The 19,714-nt window shown below is 30.4% G+C and carries 20 protein-coding genes; all 20 read left to right on the forward strand.

Annotated features, from left to right (window positions below; genetic code table 11):
* Positions 1 to 19: 19 nt before the first annotated feature.
* The 20 genes from QLS71_RS13000 (at position 20) to QLS71_RS13095 (ending at position 19,710) form a co-directional block, all read left to right on the forward strand.
* Entirely contained in the window at positions 20 to 1,366 is a 1,347-nt protein-coding gene (locus tag QLS71_RS13000) for a hypothetical protein (protein WP_308992663.1), read from the forward strand.
* Positions 1,367 to 2,491, forward strand: coding sequence for a glycosyltransferase (locus tag QLS71_RS13005; RefSeq protein WP_308992662.1), 1,125 nt, complete (start codon positions 1,367 to 1,369; stop codon positions 2,489 to 2,491).
* An 8-nt stretch (positions 2,492 to 2,499) separates the two neighbouring features.
* Positions 2,500 to 3,285 carry a class I SAM-dependent methyltransferase gene (locus QLS71_RS13010; RefSeq protein WP_308992661.1) on the forward strand — a complete coding sequence of 262 codons (786 nt, stop codon included), beginning with the start codon at positions 2,500 to 2,502 and terminating at the stop codon, positions 3,283 to 3,285.
* A complete protein-coding gene (locus tag QLS71_RS13015; protein WP_308992660.1) occupies positions 3,282 to 4,358 on the forward strand; it encodes a glycoside hydrolase family 99-like domain-containing protein in 1,077 nt (358 codons plus the stop codon). The genes QLS71_RS13010 and QLS71_RS13015 overlap by 4 nt, the downstream gene beginning before the upstream one ends.
* Positions 4,355 to 5,281 carry a glycosyltransferase gene (locus QLS71_RS13020; RefSeq protein WP_308992659.1) on the forward strand — a complete coding sequence of 309 codons (927 nt, stop codon included), beginning with the start codon at positions 4,355 to 4,357 and terminating at the stop codon, positions 5,279 to 5,281. The genes QLS71_RS13015 and QLS71_RS13020 overlap by 4 nt, the downstream gene beginning before the upstream one ends.
* 4 nt (positions 5,282 to 5,285) lie before the next feature.
* Complete coding sequence (locus QLS71_RS13025; RefSeq protein WP_308992658.1) at positions 5,286 to 6,386, forward strand: glycosyltransferase family 4 protein; 1,101 nt, start codon at positions 5,286 to 5,288, stop codon at positions 6,384 to 6,386.
* Positions 6,387 to 6,475: 89 nt separating this feature from the next.
* A complete protein-coding gene (locus QLS71_RS13030; protein WP_308992657.1) occupies positions 6,476 to 7,366 on the forward strand; it encodes a glycosyltransferase family 2 protein in 891 nt (296 codons plus the stop codon).
* A gap of 27 nt (positions 7,367 to 7,393) precedes the next feature.
* Positions 7,394 to 8,278 (forward strand): FkbM family methyltransferase, encoded by an 885-nt coding sequence (locus QLS71_RS13035; protein WP_308992656.1) that lies wholly within the window; start codon positions 7,394 to 7,396, stop codon positions 8,276 to 8,278.
* Positions 8,279 to 8,317: 39 nt separating this feature from the next.
* Positions 8,318 to 9,268 carry a glycosyltransferase family A protein gene (locus QLS71_RS13040; RefSeq protein WP_308992655.1) on the forward strand — a complete coding sequence of 317 codons (951 nt, stop codon included), beginning with the start codon at positions 8,318 to 8,320 and terminating at the stop codon, positions 9,266 to 9,268.
* 26 nt (positions 9,269 to 9,294) lie between these two features.
* Positions 9,295 to 10,143, forward strand: a complete 849-nt coding sequence (locus QLS71_RS13045; RefSeq protein ID WP_308992654.1) for a glycosyltransferase family A protein — start codon at positions 9,295 to 9,297, stop codon at positions 10,141 to 10,143.
* The gene (locus tag QLS71_RS13050; RefSeq protein ID WP_308992653.1) at positions 10,140 to 11,003 is read left to right on the forward strand and encodes a glycosyltransferase family A protein; all 864 of its coding nucleotides are present in this window, start codon (positions 10,140 to 10,142) and stop codon (positions 11,001 to 11,003) included. The genes QLS71_RS13045 and QLS71_RS13050 overlap by 4 nt, the downstream gene beginning before the upstream one ends.
* Complete coding sequence (locus QLS71_RS13055) at positions 11,000 to 11,779, forward strand: glycosyltransferase (protein ID WP_308992652.1); 780 nt, start codon at positions 11,000 to 11,002, stop codon at positions 11,777 to 11,779. Before QLS71_RS13050 ends, QLS71_RS13055 begins: the two co-directional genes overlap by 4 nt.
* 2 nt (positions 11,780 to 11,781) lie before the next feature.
* The gene (locus QLS71_RS13060) at positions 11,782 to 12,813 is read left to right on the forward strand and encodes an acyltransferase (RefSeq protein WP_308992651.1); all 1,032 of its coding nucleotides are present in this window, start codon (positions 11,782 to 11,784) and stop codon (positions 12,811 to 12,813) included.
* A gap of 9 nt (positions 12,814 to 12,822) precedes the next feature.
* Positions 12,823 to 13,647 carry a glycosyltransferase family A protein gene (locus QLS71_RS13065; protein WP_308992650.1) on the forward strand — a complete coding sequence of 275 codons (825 nt, stop codon included), beginning with the start codon at positions 12,823 to 12,825 and terminating at the stop codon, positions 13,645 to 13,647.
* A 9-nt stretch (positions 13,648 to 13,656) separates the two neighbouring features.
* Entirely contained in the window at positions 13,657 to 14,571 is a 915-nt protein-coding gene (locus QLS71_RS13070; protein ID WP_308992649.1) for a glycosyltransferase, read from the forward strand.
* On the forward strand, positions 14,571 to 15,641 hold the full coding sequence (locus QLS71_RS13075; RefSeq protein ID WP_308992648.1) for a glycosyltransferase: 1,071 nt from the start codon (positions 14,571 to 14,573) through the stop codon (positions 15,639 to 15,641). The genes QLS71_RS13070 and QLS71_RS13075 overlap by 1 nt, the downstream gene beginning before the upstream one ends.
* A complete protein-coding gene (locus tag QLS71_RS13080; RefSeq protein WP_308992647.1) occupies positions 15,641 to 16,774 on the forward strand; it encodes a glycosyltransferase family 4 protein in 1,134 nt (377 codons plus the stop codon). Before QLS71_RS13075 ends, QLS71_RS13080 begins: the two co-directional genes overlap by 1 nt.
* 24 nt (positions 16,775 to 16,798) lie before the next feature.
* Positions 16,799 to 17,623 carry a polysaccharide pyruvyl transferase family protein gene (locus QLS71_RS13085; RefSeq protein WP_308992646.1) on the forward strand — a complete coding sequence of 275 codons (825 nt, stop codon included), beginning with the start codon at positions 16,799 to 16,801 and terminating at the stop codon, positions 17,621 to 17,623.
* 40 nt (positions 17,624 to 17,663) lie between these two features.
* A complete protein-coding gene (locus tag QLS71_RS13090; protein ID WP_308992645.1) occupies positions 17,664 to 18,818 on the forward strand; it encodes an acylneuraminate cytidylyltransferase in 1,155 nt (384 codons plus the stop codon).
* Positions 18,819 to 18,834: 16 nt separating this feature from the next.
* On the forward strand, positions 18,835 to 19,710 hold the full coding sequence (locus QLS71_RS13095; RefSeq protein WP_308992644.1) for an N-acetylneuraminate synthase family protein: 876 nt from the start codon (positions 18,835 to 18,837) through the stop codon (positions 19,708 to 19,710).
* Positions 19,711 to 19,714: the final 4 nt, after the last annotated feature.

Here is a 19,714-nt window from a genome sequence, read left to right on the forward strand (position 1 = left end):
ATATTAAATTGAATTTGATTTGAAAAAATACATCCTAATATATGTTTACAATAGTTTAAGTGAGGAGGAAATTGAGTTTTGGGAACAAATTAATGTGACTTTAAAAGACAAAGGATATACTCTGTTTTTATTATTTCAAATTTTACCAAAATCCGAAGTTAATTTTATATACGCTAAATTTACTGAAAGGCTAGAGCATGTAATTTATCCTAAAAATTTCTCTAAAAAGGATAAATATTTTGATTTTTCTACTTTTTTAGAACGCGAGAAAGTTTGGTATGGAGAATCAAATAGTGATAGACTTACAGCAGCTAAATACCTTAAATTCAAATATTCAAAATTAATAAAGGAATTGAATCCAGTGCTATTGGTATTGGGAAATGGAAATCATGCTAGTGATATGATTTTAAAAGATACAGCAAAAGTAAACCAAACTCCAATTATATATATTGAACGCGGGTCTTTACCTAAATCATGGCATACAGATTCACTGGGTATTACAGCGGGTACTAAAATAGCTAGAACGAGTTTATCAAATTTAAAAGTTGATAATAGTAATTCATATAAAAAGTACAAACCATATTATTTAAAATCTAAATCTACTTGGTGGGATCAACCAAGCAATAAAGAACAAATTAATATAAAAAAGAGGTATAATATTGAATCTAACCAAAATCTAATTTTATTTGCAAATCAATTGGATAACGATACATCCAACTTTTTGTATAATCCTTTTTTTTCCAGTAATTTAAAAGCTTTCGAGTGGTTTTGTGAAAGCTTAGCAAATAATAACTTAGAAGGGTTTGTTTTAGTTAAAAAACACCCTTATTATAAGGGGGATAATACTGTTTTTCAAAATGTTTTGAAAAGATATTCTTTGAAAGGAGCTTGGGTTGATGATATAGCATTATTTGATTGTATAGAACAGGCAGATTTAATTTGTGCAGTTAATTCTACTATGCTATTTGAAGCTTTAATTTATGATAAACCTGTATTGCAGCTAGGAGATTCAATTTTAAACAGAAAAGATGTTGTATATCATTTAAAAAGTAAAACAGATTATAGTACATTGCAAAATTGGTATAGGAAAGAGAGTCTACAAGAAAAATTAGATAATTATAGTATGTTTATGTCTTATTTAATTGATAATGAACTATCGTTTTTTTTAAAAGAATCAAAGGATATGGAACTGAATTCAGTAGAGTTTTTTGTACAAAAATTGTTGAAATTTACAGATAACTCAAAGCAAGGAAGTTATCCTGAAAATTTTATTAAGTTAAATAATTATATACCAAAAGACAGATTAGATAAGAGTTTTATTAATAAAATAAAAAGGATTTTTAATAAAATAAAAAAAAAAAATTAAATGAAACTCCTCTTTATAACCCACGATGCTTCACGTTCTGGAGCTCCATTAATTTTGTTATATTTTATAAAATGGTTAAATACCCATTCAAAAAATGTTGACTGTGATTTATTGTTTGTACATGGAGGTGTTTTAGAATCAGATTTCAAGAAAGAATGTAATGAAGTTTTTTATGTTAAGAAAGGTCATAAGCCATTAAAATTTTCAGAGCTAATTTGGATAAAAATAAAAAAGAAACTAGGTCTTAGAGCAAAAAACACTACTGATGAGTTATTTACTGTTTTAGCAAATAATCACTATGATCTTATTTATGCCAATACCATCATTTCAGTACCTTTTGGTGTACAAATTAAAAATAGAATACCTAATGTTAAGTTATTACTTCATATACATGAATTAAATACGCAAATCAAAATTTTATTGCCCAATTTTAATCAGTACAAAGGAAATATAGATTGTTTTATAGCAGCATCAAATATTGTCAAAAATAATTTAGTAAATAATTGGAATGTATCAGAAGATTTAATCGAAGTAATTTATGAGTTTTCGGTTGTTAAACAATTTGAAACACCAAAAAGTAAAACGATATTTACAGTTGGTGCGAGTGGCTTATCATATTGGAGAAAAGGCAACGACATTTTTTTGCAAGTTGCAAGCCACATTAAAAATAATTATCCCGATGCAAAAATAAAGTTTGTTTGGGTTGGCAACGAATTTAGAGATAAACCAATAATTGATGCTGATATTATTAAATTAGGATTAAAACAATATGTGCATTTTGTAGGAGAGAAGGAGCATCCTTATGAAGAGTTTATGTTTTTTGATGTTTTTCTTTTGTCTTCTAGAGAAGACCCTTTTCCATTAGTTTGTATTGAAATAGCTAATTTAGAAAAACCTATAATTTGTTTTGAGAAAGCATCTGGAACAGCAGAAGTTGTGAGTAAAGGAGGTGGGTACGTAGTGCCTTATCTAGATATAAAAGCGATGGCAGATAAAGTTATGTATTATTATAATAATCCTGATAAAGTAAACGATGATGGACGTATTGCCAAAAAAATGTTTTCAGAATTCACACCAGATAATAAATGTCCTTTAATTTATCAGAAAATTAAGGATTTACTATAAGTATATGTATGATGAAAAAAATAAAATCTTTTATAAAAAGTAAGATTAAGAATGTTTATGAAACTCGGATAGCTTCATTTTACTTCAAACAAGCGGGAGTATGCCCATGCTGCGATAAAAATGTGGTATTTGTAGCCCGTAATCCATGGCTACGCGACCATTTTAAATGTACTAATTGTAATTGTATCCCAAGAGAGCGTGCTTTAATGTTAACTATCAAGAATGAATATCCTAACTGGAAAACGTTGAAAATACACGAATCGTCACCTGGAAATAGAGGTCATAGTGTAGCATTAAGAACCCATGTTAAAAATTATGTAGAAACCCAGTTTTTTGTTGACACTCCCCTTGGAGATTTTGTAAAAGGCATAAGAAATGAAGATTTGGAGTCTCAAACATTTCCAGATGAATCTTTTGATTTGGTAATTACATCCGATGTAATGGAACATATTTATAATCCAGAAAAAGCATTTAAAGAAATCCATAGAACATTAAAACCTGGAGGCGCACACATTTTTTCAGTGCCCATTATAAATAAACATAAACCCACGCAACGATGGGCCAATAAAGGCGAGAATGGCGAGCCAGAATTTCTTTTTGAACCAGAATGGCATGGAAACCCTGTTGATAGTAAAGGGTCACCCGTAACGATGCATTGGGGCTATGATATAGTAGATTTTATAACAAAGCATACAAATGCAGAATGCGAAATAGTATATATAGACGATTTGAATTATGGAATTAGAGCTGAATATATTGAAGTTGTAGTTCAAAAAAAGAAGCTTGTTAAATGAAATTAAGACCTATAGCATTTGTATTGCCACAATTTCATCCCATTCCAGAAAATGATGCGTGGTGGGGTAAAGGTTTTACAGAATGGACGAATGTTACTAAAGCAACACCTTTATTTGAAGGGCATTACCAACCACATTTACCAACCGATTTAGGATTTTATGATTTACGATTGCCAGAAGCAAGAAAGGCACAAGCTGATTTAGCTAAAGAGCATGGTATTCATGGGTTCTGTTATTACCATTATTGGTTTAATGGTAAACGGTTATTGGACCAACCCATTGATGGTATGCTAGAGCAGAAAGATTTAGATATGCCTTTTATGCTATGTTGGGCCAATGAAAATTGGAACAGAAGATGGGATGGAATGGAAAATGAAATTTTAATTAAGCAAGAGTATAGCTTTAAAGACGATGTTAACCATATGAGATGGCTATGCACAAATGTGTTTTCAGATAATCGATATATAAAAGTAGATGGTAAGCCAGTTTTTGTGATTTACAGATATAATTTATTTCCAGACATAGAAAAAACGCTGAAAGTATGGCGAGATATAGCCAAAAATGAGTTTGGTTTTAAAGACCTATACCTGTGCTTCACTGAAAGTTTTGGAGATATAACCCAACCAGCTAAAATAGGATTTGATGCCGCTATCGAGTTTTCACCACATGCTGTTATAAAAAACAAGATAAAAAGTATTACAACACATTCGGTATTTAATATATTTAAAAAACAAAAAAAGTCATTGAAAATTGATTTTAGAGATTTTGAATTAGGTGTAAAAAACTGTATGGAGCGACCATCTCCAGATTATAAACTATATAGAGGTATCACGCCTTCATGGGATAATACATCTCGTAAAAAAGAAAATTGGATAGTAGCCAAAGAGAGTAGTCCAGAATTGTATTTTAAATGGTTAAAACATGTAGTTGATAACTTTAAACCTTATTCCAAGGAAGAAAATTTTGTGTTCATAAATGCAATGAACGAATGGGCAGAAGGCAACCATTTAGAGCCATGTATCAAATACGGTAGAGCTTATTTAGAAGCTACAAAAAAAGCATTGGAAATTTGACTCCCAAAGTTTCCATAATCATCCCCAATTACAATCACGCTAAGTTTTTACAGCAGCGATTAGATAGCGTATTCAATCAAACCTATCAAAATTTTGAAGTTATATTGTTAGACGATTGCAGTACAGATAATAGCCAATCTATACTGTTAGAATATGCTAAAGCCCCAAAAGTAAGTCATTGTGTATTTAATGAGGTTAATTCTCGAAGCCCATTTAAACAATGGAAAAAAGGACTTGATTTGTCCCAAGGCGATTATATTTGGATTGCAGAAAGTGACGATTATTGTGAATTGAATTTTTTAGAATGTTCTGTAAAAAGATTATTAGAGGGAACAGATATCTGTTATGCGCAAAGTTATGATGTTGATGAACATGGTAAAAATAGAAAAAATAGAGTGCTGTACACAGCACAATTTCAACCTAATATTTGTGAACAGGATTTTAATATGGAGGGTAATGTATTTAATATCAATTACTTGTTGGTTAAAAATGTAATACCTAATGCAAGTGCAGTGGTTTTTAAACGAGACATCGTTAAAGATACATTCTTTGATGATGTACTATTAAAAATGCGCATGTGCGGAGATTGGTTATTCTGGATTCAACTATGTGCTGGTAATCATATAGCTTTTATAAGTGAGCCACTTAATTATTTCCGTTATCACGACTCTACTAGTAGAATTCATTATAATTTAGAAAAACGTAAATTACGTCTTCAAGAAGAAGCAACATTAAGAAGTTTAGTGTTTAAAAGGTTAGGTATTCTAAATAAACAACAAGAAGTGTTATTATGCAAAAACTGGTTTAATATACATGGGTTTCTTGAAGTGTTTACAAAAGCTTTTTATCGAATAAATATGGCTCAGACCTCTAGAAAAACTATATTTTTGAACTTCATATTACAAAAATTTAAAAGTATTTAATATTTTGAACATCGCCATATTTTCTCCTAGCCAAAACCCATATTCAGAAACCTTTATTCAGGCGCATAAAAATGAGTTAAAGGGTCGGGTTTTTTATTATTACGGAAGAGGGAGTCAAATTAAATTAGAAGGTTATGCTCGCTTAATGCCCATATGGCGTTATAAATATTTAATGATTTATGCTAAAATTTTTAGAAAACCAAGTCGTTTTTTATGGCAAGAACAACTATTATATAGTTTAAAACTTAATAATATCAACACTATTTTAGTCGAATACGGAACCCACGCATATCATTTAAAGGAGCTTTTAGAAAAATCAAGGTTGCCTGTAGTAGTTCATTTTCATGGTTATGATGCCAGCGTTAGAAGCGTTATTAAATCGTGTAACTATTATAAAGATGTTTTTGAATATGCAAAAAGAATAATTGTAGTTTCTAGAGTCATGGAAAGAGCATTATTGAGCTTGGGATGCCCAAAAGATAAATTGATTTATAATGTGTATGGACCACAAAAGATATTTGAAACCATTACTCCTCAATTTTCTAAAAAACAATTTGTTGCCATAGGGCGTTTTACCAATAAAAAAGCACCCTATTATACGATACTTGCTTTTAAAGAAGTTATAAAGATTCATCCAGATGCTCAGTTGTTAATGGCAGGTGATGGTTTATTATTGAATACGTGTAAAAATTTAGTTCAACATTATCAACTTAGTGAACAAGTGAAGTTTTTAGGTGTAATTACTCCAGAAATGTATAGCGATTTATTAAAAGAATCTTTAGCCTTTGTACAGCACTCTATTACTGCAGAAGATGGTGATATGGAAGGAACGCCTTTGTCTGTTTTGGAAGCTAGTACAGCTGGACTTCCTGTTATAGCTACAAATCATGCAGGCATACTTGATGTGATTGTAAATAACGAAACTGGCTTATTGTGTGATGAGCACGATGTTATTGGTATGACAGAGAATATGTTGCAGCTTTTAAATAATTTGGAATTAGCTAAACAACTAGGAATAGCAGGGAAAACACGTATTAAAACGCATTTTAGTTTAGAGAGGCATATAAATAATTTGAATGCTGTTTTAGACCCTGAAACAATTTAATATATATTAGTTAAATAATAATCAAGATAGACTTATTTCGGTTTCTAAATTGAATGCTTTATTTCTGACAAATGAATTAAAATAATTAAATGATGTTATTTTCCATATTAATAGCGAATTACAATAATGGTTCTTTTTTTAAAGATTGCTATGCAAGTGTAATTGTGCAAACCTATGAAAACTGGGAAGTAATAATTGTAGATGATGCTTCCACTGATAATTCTGTAGAGTTGATAAAAAAAATAATAGGCAATGACACCCGATTTAAGTTATTTACAAACAAAGAAAATAAAGGTTGTGGTTATGCTAAACATAAATGTGTCTCTTTAGCAGAAGGCGGTATTTGTGGTTTTTTAGATCCTGACGATGCATTGTTTCCTAATGCTATTACAGAAATGGTACAAATTCATAAAGAACATAATGATGTTAGTATTGTAACATCTAAATATGAATTGGTTGATTTAAAGATGAACACTATTGAAGAAGGAAATCACGGCAGTGCCATATCTTTTGGTAAGTCGTATTTAACAAGTGGAGCAGGTGCGATGACGCATTTTGCAACCTTTAAAAAGGAAAAATATAATGTAACTGTAGGTATAGACGCAAAAATGAAAAGAGCTGTAGATCAAGATTTATATTTTAAAATGGAAGAAGTTGGAACAGTTGTTTTTTTGAATGAAGTTTTATATCGCTACAGAATACATGAACAGAGTATTTCAGCAAACGAAAATAAATTTAAGGCACATTATTGGCATTTTTATGCTATGATAAACGCCTATAAGCGAAGAAAAAAAAATAAAATTGAAATTGATAATTTTACAAAACAAGAAATAAAAATAATAAAATCTAATTATTATATGTCTCGTTTTGCAAGAGCTAAAAAAAATAACAATCATTGTGTAAAGCGTTATTTTTTGTTAAAAGCTATTGTTACATTTCCTAGTTATAATTTGAAACATAAATTAAAATCTCTTTTTTAAGAGTAAATATAAAATTAAGAGTAAAAAATGAGAAACCTTCTATATACACTTATTAATAAGCTGGGGTATCGGATAGTAAATAAAAACAAAGAAAGGGCACAATTAATGCTTCCTTTGAAAAAATATGGTATCAAAAAGAATTTTAATATTCTTTTTCAATCTAAATATTACATTCAAAATTTAGAAAATAAATTTAAAGACCTCACTATTGTTAATCATAAAGAGGGATTTTTAGTTGGGTTTTTAGATCTTAATATTTATGTGGAAAGTGAAGAAGAATTTCATATTCTAAATGAAATTTTTGTTAGGAATGATTATGATTTTATTACAGGCTCTAAATCCATTCTCATAGATATCGGAGCCAATATTGGTATAACCTCACTTTTCTTTTCAAGATTAGATTTTGTAGATAGAATTTATGCGTTCGAACCCGTAAAAGACACTTTTGAGCTAGCACAATATAATTTTAGTTTAAATGATAAAATTCAAAAAATAGCAACAATAAAAAATATAGGATTAGGTAGTAATAGCCGTAAAGAACTGTTTTTATTTGATAAAAATTGCAAAGGAAATACAGGTCTTCGAGGAAAATCAAGTCCTAGCTATCGAAATAATATAAGTGCTAAAGAAAGGGAAGTTCAAATAGAATCGGCAACATTTGAAATTGGGAGTATTATAGCAGAAAATAGCAACAGAAAAGTGATTGTAAAAATGGATTGTGAAGGAGGAGAATATGAAATTTTAGAAGATCTTTTTCAATCTGGAATGATTGATAAAATTGATGTGTTACTTTTGGAGTGGCACGATAAAGGATCTAAAGTTATAGAAGATATGTTAATTCATTCTGGTTTTGATTATTTTTCAAGACATTACGATGCTTTAACCGGAATGATTTATGCCTTTAAAAAATAATAATTCAGAAAATAAAAATTGATCTTAAAATTATAGCTTGTGCCATTTTCGTTATCCATAATAATTCCAGTTTACAATGCAGAACGTTTTATAGCAAAAGCCGTTGAATCTGCATGTGAACAATCTGAAGTAACCGAAATTGTCGTGGTTAATGATGGTAGTACCGATGCTACTCAAGAGATAGTTACTCAAATGCAAAATGCAGATAAAAGAATTAAATTATACCACCATCCCAAAAAAGTTAATAAAGGACGATCTGCAAGCAGAAATTTAGGAATACAAAAGGCTTCAGGTAAATGTATAGCTTTTCTGGATGCTGATGATTATTTTTTACCAAATCGATTTGTAAATGATTTTAGGTTGTTTCAAGAAAATCCAAATTGCGATGGTGTTTATAATGCAGTAGGCTTTCATTTTTATAGACCAGCAACCGAATTAGAATTAAAAACACATCAACTTTATACCGTAACTCAAAAAGTAGCACCTGAAACATTATTTAAAAATTTATTATACGGGAAATGCGGCCATTTTCATATTGATGGACTTACAATTAAAAAAAGTATTTTTGAAGACACAGGATTATTTGATGAATCATTAATTGTTGCCGAAGACACCGATATATTTTGGAAAATGGCCATTAAAAGCCGATTAGAAACAGGAATTATAAATAAGCCGCTAGCCATACGGGGTGTACACGAGGAAAATATTTTTGTTAATGAAGCCTTGTATAAAGTTTACAATATAAAAATGCACGAAGGGATAGCCATTTGGTGCAGTAAAAATCATGTTAGTAATGCTGTTGTTGATGATGTTTTGAAATGGATATGGATGCTAAAATACAAACAGCAAAATAAATTACATCAAGATATTACAGCTTGGGCACGATTTTTTTTCTCACAACCTCAGTTGTTATTTACCAAGTTTAGCATTAAATATTTCCCTATAATTAGGTATAGACAAATGCTTTTTCCATTTTTGTATAGACGATAATAAAATTGTAATTTTCTAAGACTACAATGACAAACTCAAAAAGTAATGTAACTGCAATTATTCCCTGTTATAATGATGGGCAATACATTATGCAGGCATTAGAATCTTTGTACAATCAAACATTGTTACCAGAGCAGATTATTATTGTTGATGATGGCTCTAATGAAGCAACTAGAAATGTTTTAAAACAAATAGAGCATCCTGGCGTGCATATTGTTTATCAGGAAAATAAGGGTGTCAGTCATGCCCGAAATACAGTTATAAGACTAGCACAAACAGACTTTATTTTAAACTTAGATGCCGATGATTATTATGAACCCACTTTTATTGAAAAGGCTGTTAATGTTTTAAATGCTAATAAGCAACTTGTCGCGGTAAGTAGTTATTGTAGTAAATTTTATGGAGGTAAGACAATAGAAATTTTAAAACCTTTAGGAGGAAGTCTTACGGATTTTATTGTTATTAATAATTGCACCGCAAATACTATGTTTAGAAAGCTATCTTGGAATACTGTAGGTGGGTTTGATGAGAAAATGCAAGGTGGTTATGAAGATTGGGAATTTTGGATTGCTGTTTTAAAACTAGGAGGAACTATTCATATCATAAAAGAAGTCTTGTCTCATTATAGGGTGAAGAAGTTTTCAAGAGACCAAAAGGCGTTACAAAATCATGATTTAGAGTTAAGGCAATATATCTATTTAAAACATAAAGAAGTTTATGAAAAGCATCTTGATTTTTATGTTTTTCAATTATTAAGACAAAATTCACTTTTAAGAAATAGCATATACAAAGTGAAAAATTCAAAGGAGTATAACATAGGGTCATTGTTTTTTGCGCCTTTACGTTACTTAAAAAATAAAGTTGTAAAAAGATGAGTGTTTTGGTGTCTATAATTGTTCCCTGTTATAATCAAGCTCATTATTTAAGTGAAGCCTTGCAATCTGTTTTGGAACAAACCTATATTAATTGGGAATGTATTATTGTAAATGATGGTAGTCCTGACAATACAGAGCATATAGCTAAACAATGGCTAGAGAAAGATGCTCGATTTAAATATGTATATCAAGAAAATGGTGGTTTGCCTTCAGCAAGGAATTTTGGTATAAAAAAGAGTTTAGGAGTATTAATTTTACCCTTGGATGCCGATGATATTTTACATCCAGATTATCTAAAAAAAACAGTTCCTGTACTAAATAAAAATAGTGATTTAGGAATTGTATCTTGTTATCGTTATTTTTTTACAGGAAATAAATCAAACATTATAAAGGAATATAAAGCCTCAGGCTCAAATTATCTAGATTTAATGTTTGAAAACAAATTAATGCCCTCTTCAATATATAGGAGAACTTGTTGGGAGGAAGTAGGAGGCTACGATGAAACCATGAAAAAGGGATTTGAAGATTGGGAATTTTGGTTGAATGTTACCAAAAGAGGCTGGAAATTTCAATTTGTTGAAGCATTTTTATTTTATTATAGAAAGGCTAAAAAATCTATGCTCGTAGATACTATTAACAACCACTCTGAAGCTAATATAGAGTATATTTTTCGCAAACACAAAGAACTCTATACAAAACATTTTGACAACACGGCCGAAGTGCTTTTTTATTATATAAAAACCCATCGTTTGGGAAAAATGAAAATTAAGAATTCATTGGAATATAAAATAGGAAAAGGGGTGATGAAGCCTTTTAGAATAGTTTATAAATTATTGTCACAAGCAAATAAAAAAGAATGATTTCAGTTGTTATTAGAAATAAAAATCAAGCGGATGCTTTGCAGTTTTTGTTGAAAAATTTAACAGAACGCTACGCCGATGATGTTAATGAAATTATAGTGCTAGACAACCTATCTACCGATGCAAGTTTATCCATAGCAACCCAATATCATGCTCGTATTGTCACTATAGAGCAGTATAGTTTTGGAGGAAGTGCTAATATATGTGCCAAAGAAGCTAAAAACCCTATCATAGTCATTTTTAGTGCACATTCCTATCCTGTAAGTCACGATTTTTTCAAATTGATAAAGGCAAAGTTTCAAGAAAACCCTAATTTGGCAGGACTACGATGCCTGCATCAACCCAACGATTATAAAAATTACATCAATAACATTTCTGCAAAACAAGATCCCAATAAATCAGGATTGATATTTTCGGGTTCTGCCTTTAGTAGAACTGTGTGGGAGCAACATCCTTTTAGGGAAGATGTACCGACTTTTGAGGATAAAGAATGGACAATAAGGGTTTTAAATGCGGGTTATGATATTGATTTTGTGCCATCTATTTTTGCTTATGATGTTAAACGTACTAAAAAACAATTGTTTTTTAGGTTTAAAAATGATGTGGTAGGCAATTACCAATTGTGGCATCAAGATGTTAGTTTTTTTCAAGCCTCAAAAGGATTGTTAGGGAGTTTAAGTAACAATATGAAGCATTTTTTAGTAGAGGTAAAGTATGCGTTTTTACGTTTTTTCTATTTGATAAAGTTTATAATGAATAAACCGAAGCAATTTTAAGAATGGTAAAAAGAATAAAAAATAATAATTTTGATTTTTTGCGTTTTTTGTTTGCAATTTTTGTTGTTATTTCACATGCTTATGCCTTATCTGGAGGTGCCGAAGAAAACACAGGGATTAATAAATTATCCAATGGGCAATTATCTTTTTCTCAAATAGGATTAAGTGGTTTTTTTATTATTAGTGGGTATTTTATTTTTCAAAGTTTACAAAGAAGTAAAAGCCTTTTAATATATTATAAAAAGCGATTTTTAAGAATTTTTCCGGCACTTGTTGTCGTTTTATGTCTTTCATTAATTTTAGTAGCATTTGTCTATACTGGTGAGGTTTCTTTTTTTAAAAATAAAGAAGTATATACCTATATACCTTATAATGTAAGTTTATATGGATTTCAATCGAGTATACAAGGTGTTTTTGATACCAATACATACCGTTCCATAAATGGTTCGCTTTGGTCTATTAGATATGAGTTTAGCTTGTACATTGCTCTGTCTTTTCTTTTTTTTATTAGAAACAAAAAGTGGATTATTTCGTATGTATTAAGCTTAACTTTTTTCGTTTTTTACATACTATATAATTTTTATCTACCTAAGTTTGCAGGTGCTAGTTTTATGAATTTATTAGGGTTACATATACTCAATTTAGGAACTTTCTTCATAGCAGGTAGTGTGTTAGCCTCCTTGCAATTAGAAACTTTTAAAAATAAAAAGACATTATTGTTTGTTGCTGTAAGTATCTTTCTTTGTTCGCCTTATTTTAATTATTATGATTTAGTAAATTATATAGTTTTGCCTTTTTTAATATTATTAATAGGGTTTGTTCCTTTTATAGGATTGAAAGACTTTTTTAAATTAGGAGATGCCTCCTATGGTATTTATATTTATAGTTTTCCTATCCAGCAAACCTTGATGTGGTTTTTTAAAATGAATACTTATACATTAATGCTATATTCCATTTTTTTATCAATTGGGTTTGGTTTTTTATCTTGGCATTTAATTGAAAAACAGGCATTGAAATTAAAACAAAACGTTTAAAATAAGTTGATGAGCCAATTAGTATCCATAATAGTACCATGTTACAATCAAGCGCTGTATTTGGATGATGCATTGCAGTCAGTGATGAATCAAAGTTATCAAGAATGGGAATGTATTATTGTTGATGATGGTAGTCCTGATAATACAGAACAAATAGCTAAAGAATGGTTGGCAAAAGACATTCGTTTTAAATATATTAATAAAAAAAACGGAGGGATATGTAGTGCACGTAATTTAGGAATTACTGAAGCAGATGGAGAATTTATATTGCCTTTAGATGCCGATGATAAAATTGGTAGTGATTATTTGAAATTAACTATTAATGAATTTCTAAAAGACCCAACCCTTAAAGTAGTGTATACTAAGGCAGAAAAATTTGGTTCTGAATCTGGAGTTTGGAATTTACCCGTATTTGATATTTCTAAATTAGGTTTATATAACATGATTTTTTGCTCAGCGCTTTATAGAAAAACGGAATGGGAACGTGTAGGAGGTTATGATCTAAATATGGTATTAGGTCTTGAAGATTGGGAATTTTGGATTGCAGTATTAAAAAATGGAGGCCATGTATCTCAATTAGATTACGTAGGTTTTTATTATAGAATAAAAGAAAAATCAAGACATACAAATTTGGATGTTTCAGACAAAAAGGAGTTGTATAACTATTTAAGCATTAAACATGCTGATTTTTATGTAAAGCACCAGGGCTCATTCATTACTTTAAATTCTGAAATAGAGGCGCTAAAAAAAATGAAACTATTAAAAGGTAGAAAAAAGGTATTAAACTTATTTTGTAAAACCTTTTTTGGTTTTTATATTTTTAAACATAATTAGAAATTTTAAATGGTAGATAGCACCGTTAGTATTTTCATGCTTACCTATAATCAAGAACAATTTATAGCTCAAACTATAGAAAGTGTTTTGATGCAAAAAACAGATTTTGATTATCAATTAGTTATAGGAGAGGATTGCAGTACTGATACCACGCGAACCATATGTGAAAAGTATGCTTTAGCACATCCGACAAAAATAAAATTATTACCTCCTTTAGAAAAAAATATAGGGCTCATAGCTAACTACATGCGAACCATTAAGGCTTGTGATGGTAAGTATATAGCCATTTGTGATGGAGACGATTATTGGATAGACGCATATAAACTGCAAAAACAAGTCGTTTTTTTAGAGAACAACACCAATTTTTCGATCGTTTACACTAGAGTTAGAAAGCTTTTTCCTAATGGTGAATTTAAAGAATCAACTGCGAATCTGAAGAAGACAACATTTAGTTTTGATGATTTGATTTTTGATAATTTTATACCATCAGTTTCGGTCCTTTTTAAGAATATTCAAGACCATCAAAATCAACTTCCCAATTGGATTTTAAAATTTCCATATGGCGATTGGCCGACCTATTTATGGACTTTAAAAGATGGCGGTAGGATTCATTTTTTGGATGATGTTACGGCAGTATATAGAATGGATATTGGTGTCTCTTTTAAAATTAGAAAAGTAGCCAGCGCGATTGTTAAAACAAATTTGGGAATAACGCATGAAATCCTAAACGATTTTAATTTTAAACATAAACAACCTGTTGTTCAAAAAGCTTTAGTCAATAAAAAAATAAGCTTAATGGTTAGATATAATAGAGAAAGAAATTATTTAGGCGCTTTTAAATTGTATTTTTATAACCTAAAATACGATTTACAACATTATCCAATTACAAAAATGTATTTGTATTCTTTATATAAAAGTTTTTAATGATTACCTTAGTTTTAACCAATCGCAACCGCGACTTAAGAATTGTGGAAAAATGTTTGCAATCATTGCACGAGCAAACATGTGTGGATTTTGAGTTGTTTTTAGTCGACTATGGTTCTAATAAAGGCTATAAATCGCAATTGGAAACACTATTAAAACTCTATCCTAAAATTCAATACATAGATTGTCCAGTTGAAGGACAATTGTGGCATAAATGTCGTGCTATTAATATCGCTTTGCAACAAACCAATACCCCTTACTTTTTGGTAGGTGATATTGATTTGATTTTTGCACCTACTTTTATAGAAAATGCAATAAGACTAGCAAAGCCTAATGAAGTACATTATTTTCAATATGGTTTTCTATCTCAAGAAGAATCATTAGCTAATAAAAATTTTGGTTCTTATGAATTGGCTTTTAGAGGTAGCGAAGAAGTTACAGGAACAACTTTATTTCCTACAACCGCATTGAAAGTGCTACATGGATATGATGAGTTTTACCATGGTTGGGGCGCTGAAGATACAGATGTTCATATTAGAATGAAAAATGCAGGAAACGCCATATTCTTCTATGATAAGGCCGTTTTAGTAAAACATCAATGGCATCCAAAAGTATATAGAAGTAAGTTTAGTAAGCATCCATTTCACTCTAAATTAGAGCGTATAAACCATTCCTATATGTTGCTTTCTTATAGGGCTCAAAGAACCATTGTAAATCAAAATATTGATTGGGGATCTCCTACACTTAAAGAGGACTATGAAAAATTGACAAGCATTTATCGTTATATTCATATAAAATGTACATTAATAGAAGTGAATGCCCTATTAGCTCAAATGGCTAATTTTAATAATGAAGTCATTTTAATTGAAATAACACCTTTATCTCTTTCAGATAAGGTTAAAAACATACTAAAACACCTATTTGGACGAAAACACCAATTGTTGTATAATATGGAAGTAGTCAATAATTTATTATTAGAGGCTATTATCAAACAGTTTCGTAATAATCCTTATTCACATACTTTTAATCGAAGTCAAAAAAGTATACAGCTTAAAATGTATTTTAAATAATGAAAATTCTTATGGTTTCTATTCCATCACTCCATTTTTTTAGATGGACGAGCCAACTTCAAGATGCAGGTCATGAAGTATATTGGTTCGATATTACAGGAATGAGTAAGCCTGTAGAAAGAATAGGTTGGGTGATTCAAAAAACCGATTGGAAACTCCGTTGGAGTTATCCAGGTCGGGTATTTTTGAAAAAGAATTTTCCTCAAATTTATAATAGAATTCAAAAAATCAATAAACGGAATACAGAAAAAGTATTTGAAGAATATCTTAACAAAATCAAACCAGATGTAGTGCATAGTTTTGCGTTGTATTTATCATGTTCACCCATTATTGGGGTTATGGAAAAATATCCAACTCAAAAATGGATTTACTCTTCTTGGGGCAGTGATTTGTATTATTTTCAAAATGATTCAAATTATTTAAGAGACATTAAACGTGTTTTACCAAGAATTAACTATTTATTTACAGATTGTAAACGAGATTATGGTATAGCTCAACGATATGGTTTTAATGGTGCTTTTTTTGGTGTTTTTCCTGGAGGAGGAGGTTTTGATATAGAAAGAATGACCAATTATAAAATTCCTAATAACAAACGAAAAATTATTTTGATTAAAGGGTTCCAAGGACGTTCTGGTCGTGTAATTCCGGTTTTAAACGCTATTAAGCAATTACAAGAGCAGCTTTATAATTTTGAAATTGTTGTTTTTGGAGCAGATGATGAAGTATTTGCTTTTATAGCTGATTCAGAATTACAAAGTTGGGAGAATTTCAAAGTTTTGGGTAAAATAGTTCGTGAGGAATTAATACAATTGATGGGGAAATCACGACTATATATAGGAAACAGCAACTCAGACGGTATTCCTAATACTTTGCTAGAATCTATTTGTATGGATGTGTTTCCGATACAATCTAATCCTGGAGGAGCAACAGCTGAAATAATTAAAAATGGAGTAAATGGGTTTTTGATTGAAAATTGTGAAAATGTTGAAGAAATTAAAGGAACAATTACATTGTTTTTTAAAAATAAGTATTTAATAGAGAGTGCAATAAATCATAATTTTATTCATATAATCCCGAGTTTAGGGTGTCAATATCTTAAACACGAGGTGTTAACGAAATATGATAATATCTAAAGTAATTTAAAAGGATTAATAAAAATGAGTTCTTCAAATACAATACGGCTTTTTTGGTGGAATGAAAAAGTAATACAAGGTAAAACGAAAGAGAATTATGGGGATTTATTAGGGAAATATTTGGTAGAACAAATTTCGAGTAAAAAAGTCGTTTTTGCATGGCCAAAAAAATGGTCGTTTCTAGATTTTTTTCAACCAATTTATGTTACCATAGGTAGTATTTTAACACATGTGAATCATAAATGTGTGGTTTGGGGTAGTGGTATTATTAGTCAAGAATATGTAATTAAAAATGCCCGATTTTTAGCAGTGCGTGGACCACAAACAAGAAATTTTTTATTGAATTCAGGATATCAAGTTCCCGAAATATATGGAGACCCCGCATTGTTATTACCTCGATTTTTTGCTCCAAAAGTGGACAAGAAATATAAGTACGGTATCGTTCCCCATTATAATGATTGGAAAAAGGTTAGAGATTGGTTTAGTGATAATAGTGAAATTCTAGTTATAGACATGATGACTACTAATATAGAATCAAAAACCATAGAATTTTTGCAATGTAAAAAAATCATTTCGTCTTCATTACACGGAATTATCATAGCACATGCTTATGGAATACCTGCAGTTTGGCAAAAATTTTCAGATAAAGTTTTTGGCGATGATATAAAGTATCAAGATTATTTTGAGTCGATACAAATGGAATATTATATTCCTACTATTCGGGATAATTGCTATTCAATAGATGAACTAGAAGATTTGTTTATTTTTCATCCAAGTTTGCCAAGTACCTATGTATTAGAAAATCTCAGAAACGGTTTAATGGATGTTTGCCCATTTAAAAAAATCTAAAAAATATAAATCATTATATTTGATTTTGATTTAAAAAGATATGAAGAAAATAGGTTTTATACCCCTTAGAAAAAATTCCAAAGGAATTCCAAATAAAAACAAACGAAAAATGGTGGGAAGACCATTGTTTACATGGGTTTTAGGTGAAGCTATTTTTTCTGATTTAGACATGGTTTATGTGTATACCGATGATGAAGAAATTATCGATTTTATAAATAAAGAATACCATTGGACCTCCAAAGTGAAGGTAGTTTTGCGAAGCGATGAAAGCGCTACAGATACAGCTTCTACAGAGTTTGCTATGTTGGAATTCGCTGAAAATATAAATTATGATTTTGATGTGTTTTGTTTACTTCAAGCGACATCGCCATTCACTAAAAGAGAAGATATTAATGCCTGTTTAGATAAATTAAATGATGGTTATGATTCTTCTTTAACAGTAGTAAATACCCATCGTTTTTTATGGAACGAAAACGGAACTGCCATTAATTACGATCCACATAAAAGACCACGCCGACAAGATTTTGATGGTTTGTTGGTTGAAAATGGAGCTGTTTATACAACCACTAAAGAGTCTTTACAGAAACATAAAAACAGGTTGGGAGAAAAAGTAGCAGTGGTTAAAATGGCAGAGAACACTTTATTCGAAATAGATTCTGAGAACGATTGGATCGCTGTTGAAACCTTACTCATTGAACGCCAAAAACGAGCTAAAGAGTCTAAAAAAATCACTCATATTGTTTTAGATGTTGATGGCGTTTTTACCGATGGAACTATAACATATACCAAAGATGGTGAACATACCAAAAGCTTCGATATGCGTGATGGCATGGGACTTGAAATATTACGACAGTTTAATATTGAGGTTATGGTCATGACATCGGAGCAGTCTGAATTGGTTGCTAAGCGCATGCAGAAATTAAAAATTAATTATGTGTTTTTAGGTGTGAAAGATAAATTCAGCCTACTACAACATGTTTTAAAAGAACAAAATATATCACTTAATAATGTTGCTTATTTAGGCGATGATGTGAACGATTTAACTAATATTTGTAGTGTGGGCTGGTCGTTAACTCCTAATAATGCTACCGATGTTGTGAAACGGCACGCAGACATAGTGCTTTCTAAAAATTCGGGAGCTGGTGCCATTCGAGAAGCATGCCAGTTCATTTTTAATTATAATAAACGATTTTAATTGCCTCAATAAATTTATGAACACTTATAAAAAACCCTACATCATTGCCGAAATTGGTTGTAATCATAAAGGCGACATGGAAATTGCAAAAGACCTGATTAAAGTGGCGAAAATATTTTGTAATGCCGATGCTGTAAAGTTTCAAAAACGAAATAATAAAGAATTATTAACAGAAGAGCAATACAACCAACCACATCCAAATCCAGCTAATTCGTATGGAGATACCTACGGGGCGCATCGAGAGTATTTAGAGTTTGATGTGCAGCAGCATAAAGAGTTGAAATCTTATTGCGAAGAAATTGGTATTACTTACTCTACATCGGTTTGGGATCTAACATCTGCAAAAGAAATAACTTCCTTACAACCTGAGTTTATTAAAATACCCTCAGCATGTAATAATAATATGAAAATGTTGGAATGGTTATGTGAAAATTACCAAGGCGAACTTCATATTTCAACAGGTATGACTACTAAAAATGAAATAGAAGATTTGGTGGAATTTTTCAAAAAATTCAACAGAAATAAAGACTTAGTGCTTTACAACTGTACATCGGGGTACCCAGTGCCGTTTGAAGATGTTTGCCTTTTAGATATAAATATATTGATTGAAAAATATAAAAATGAGGTAAAACATATTGGTTTTTCAGGACATCATTTAGGTATAGCTGTAGATGTGGCTGCTTATACCTTAGGTGCAAATATTATAGAGCGGCATTATACTATTGATAGAACGTGGAAAGGAACAGACCATGCCGCATCCTTAGAACCTATGGGTTTGCGTAAGTTATCCAGAGATTTAAATGCGGTTTATAAAGCGCTTAGATACAAATCACAAGATATTTTGCCCATAGAGCAAATGCAACGAGACAAATTAAAAAATAAAAAAGGGTAAATTT

Source organism: Mariniflexile litorale (assembly GCF_031128465.2).
Classification (GTDB): domain Bacteria; phylum Bacteroidota; class Bacteroidia; order Flavobacteriales; family Flavobacteriaceae; genus Mariniflexile; species Mariniflexile litorale.

What these genes read in the sequence shown, in the direction of transcription:
- QLS71_RS13005 (WP_308992662.1), top strand. Translation starts at nt 1,367, where the DNA reads ATGAAACTCCTCTTTATAACCCACGATGCTTCACGTTCTGGAGCTCCA.
- QLS71_RS13010 (WP_308992661.1), top strand. Translation starts at nt 2,500, where the DNA reads ATGATGAAAAAAATAAAATCTTTTATAAAAAGTAAGATTAAGAATGTT.
- QLS71_RS13015 (WP_308992660.1), top strand. Translation starts at nt 3,282, where the DNA reads ATGAAATTAAGACCTATAGCATTTGTATTGCCACAATTTCATCCCATT.
- QLS71_RS13030 (WP_308992657.1), top strand. Translation starts at nt 6,476, where the DNA reads ATGATGTTATTTTCCATATTAATAGCGAATTACAATAATGGTTCTTTT.
- QLS71_RS13035 (WP_308992656.1), top strand. Translation starts at nt 7,394, where the DNA reads ATGAGAAACCTTCTATATACACTTATTAATAAGCTGGGGTATCGGATA.
- QLS71_RS13045 (WP_308992654.1), top strand. Translation starts at nt 9,295, where the DNA reads ATGACAAACTCAAAAAGTAATGTAACTGCAATTATTCCCTGTTATAAT.
- QLS71_RS13050 (WP_308992653.1), top strand. Translation starts at nt 10,140, where the DNA reads ATGAGTGTTTTGGTGTCTATAATTGTTCCCTGTTATAATCAAGCTCAT.
- QLS71_RS13055 (WP_308992652.1), top strand. Translation starts at nt 11,000, where the DNA reads ATGATTTCAGTTGTTATTAGAAATAAAAATCAAGCGGATGCTTTGCAG.
- QLS71_RS13060 (WP_308992651.1), top strand. Translation starts at nt 11,782, where the DNA reads ATGGTAAAAAGAATAAAAAATAATAATTTTGATTTTTTGCGTTTTTTG.
- QLS71_RS13065 (WP_308992650.1), top strand. Translation starts at nt 12,823, where the DNA reads ATGAGCCAATTAGTATCCATAATAGTACCATGTTACAATCAAGCGCTG.
- QLS71_RS13070 (WP_308992649.1), top strand. Translation starts at nt 13,657, where the DNA reads ATGGTAGATAGCACCGTTAGTATTTTCATGCTTACCTATAATCAAGAA.
- QLS71_RS13075 (WP_308992648.1), top strand. Translation starts at nt 14,571, where the DNA reads ATGATTACCTTAGTTTTAACCAATCGCAACCGCGACTTAAGAATTGTG.
- QLS71_RS13080 (WP_308992647.1), top strand. Translation starts at nt 15,641, where the DNA reads ATGAAAATTCTTATGGTTTCTATTCCATCACTCCATTTTTTTAGATGG.
- QLS71_RS13085 (WP_308992646.1), top strand. Translation starts at nt 16,799, where the DNA reads ATGAGTTCTTCAAATACAATACGGCTTTTTTGGTGGAATGAAAAAGTA.
- QLS71_RS13090 (WP_308992645.1), top strand. Translation starts at nt 17,664, where the DNA reads ATGAAGAAAATAGGTTTTATACCCCTTAGAAAAAATTCCAAAGGAATT.
- QLS71_RS13095 (WP_308992644.1), top strand. Translation starts at nt 18,835, where the DNA reads ATGAACACTTATAAAAAACCCTACATCATTGCCGAAATTGGTTGTAAT.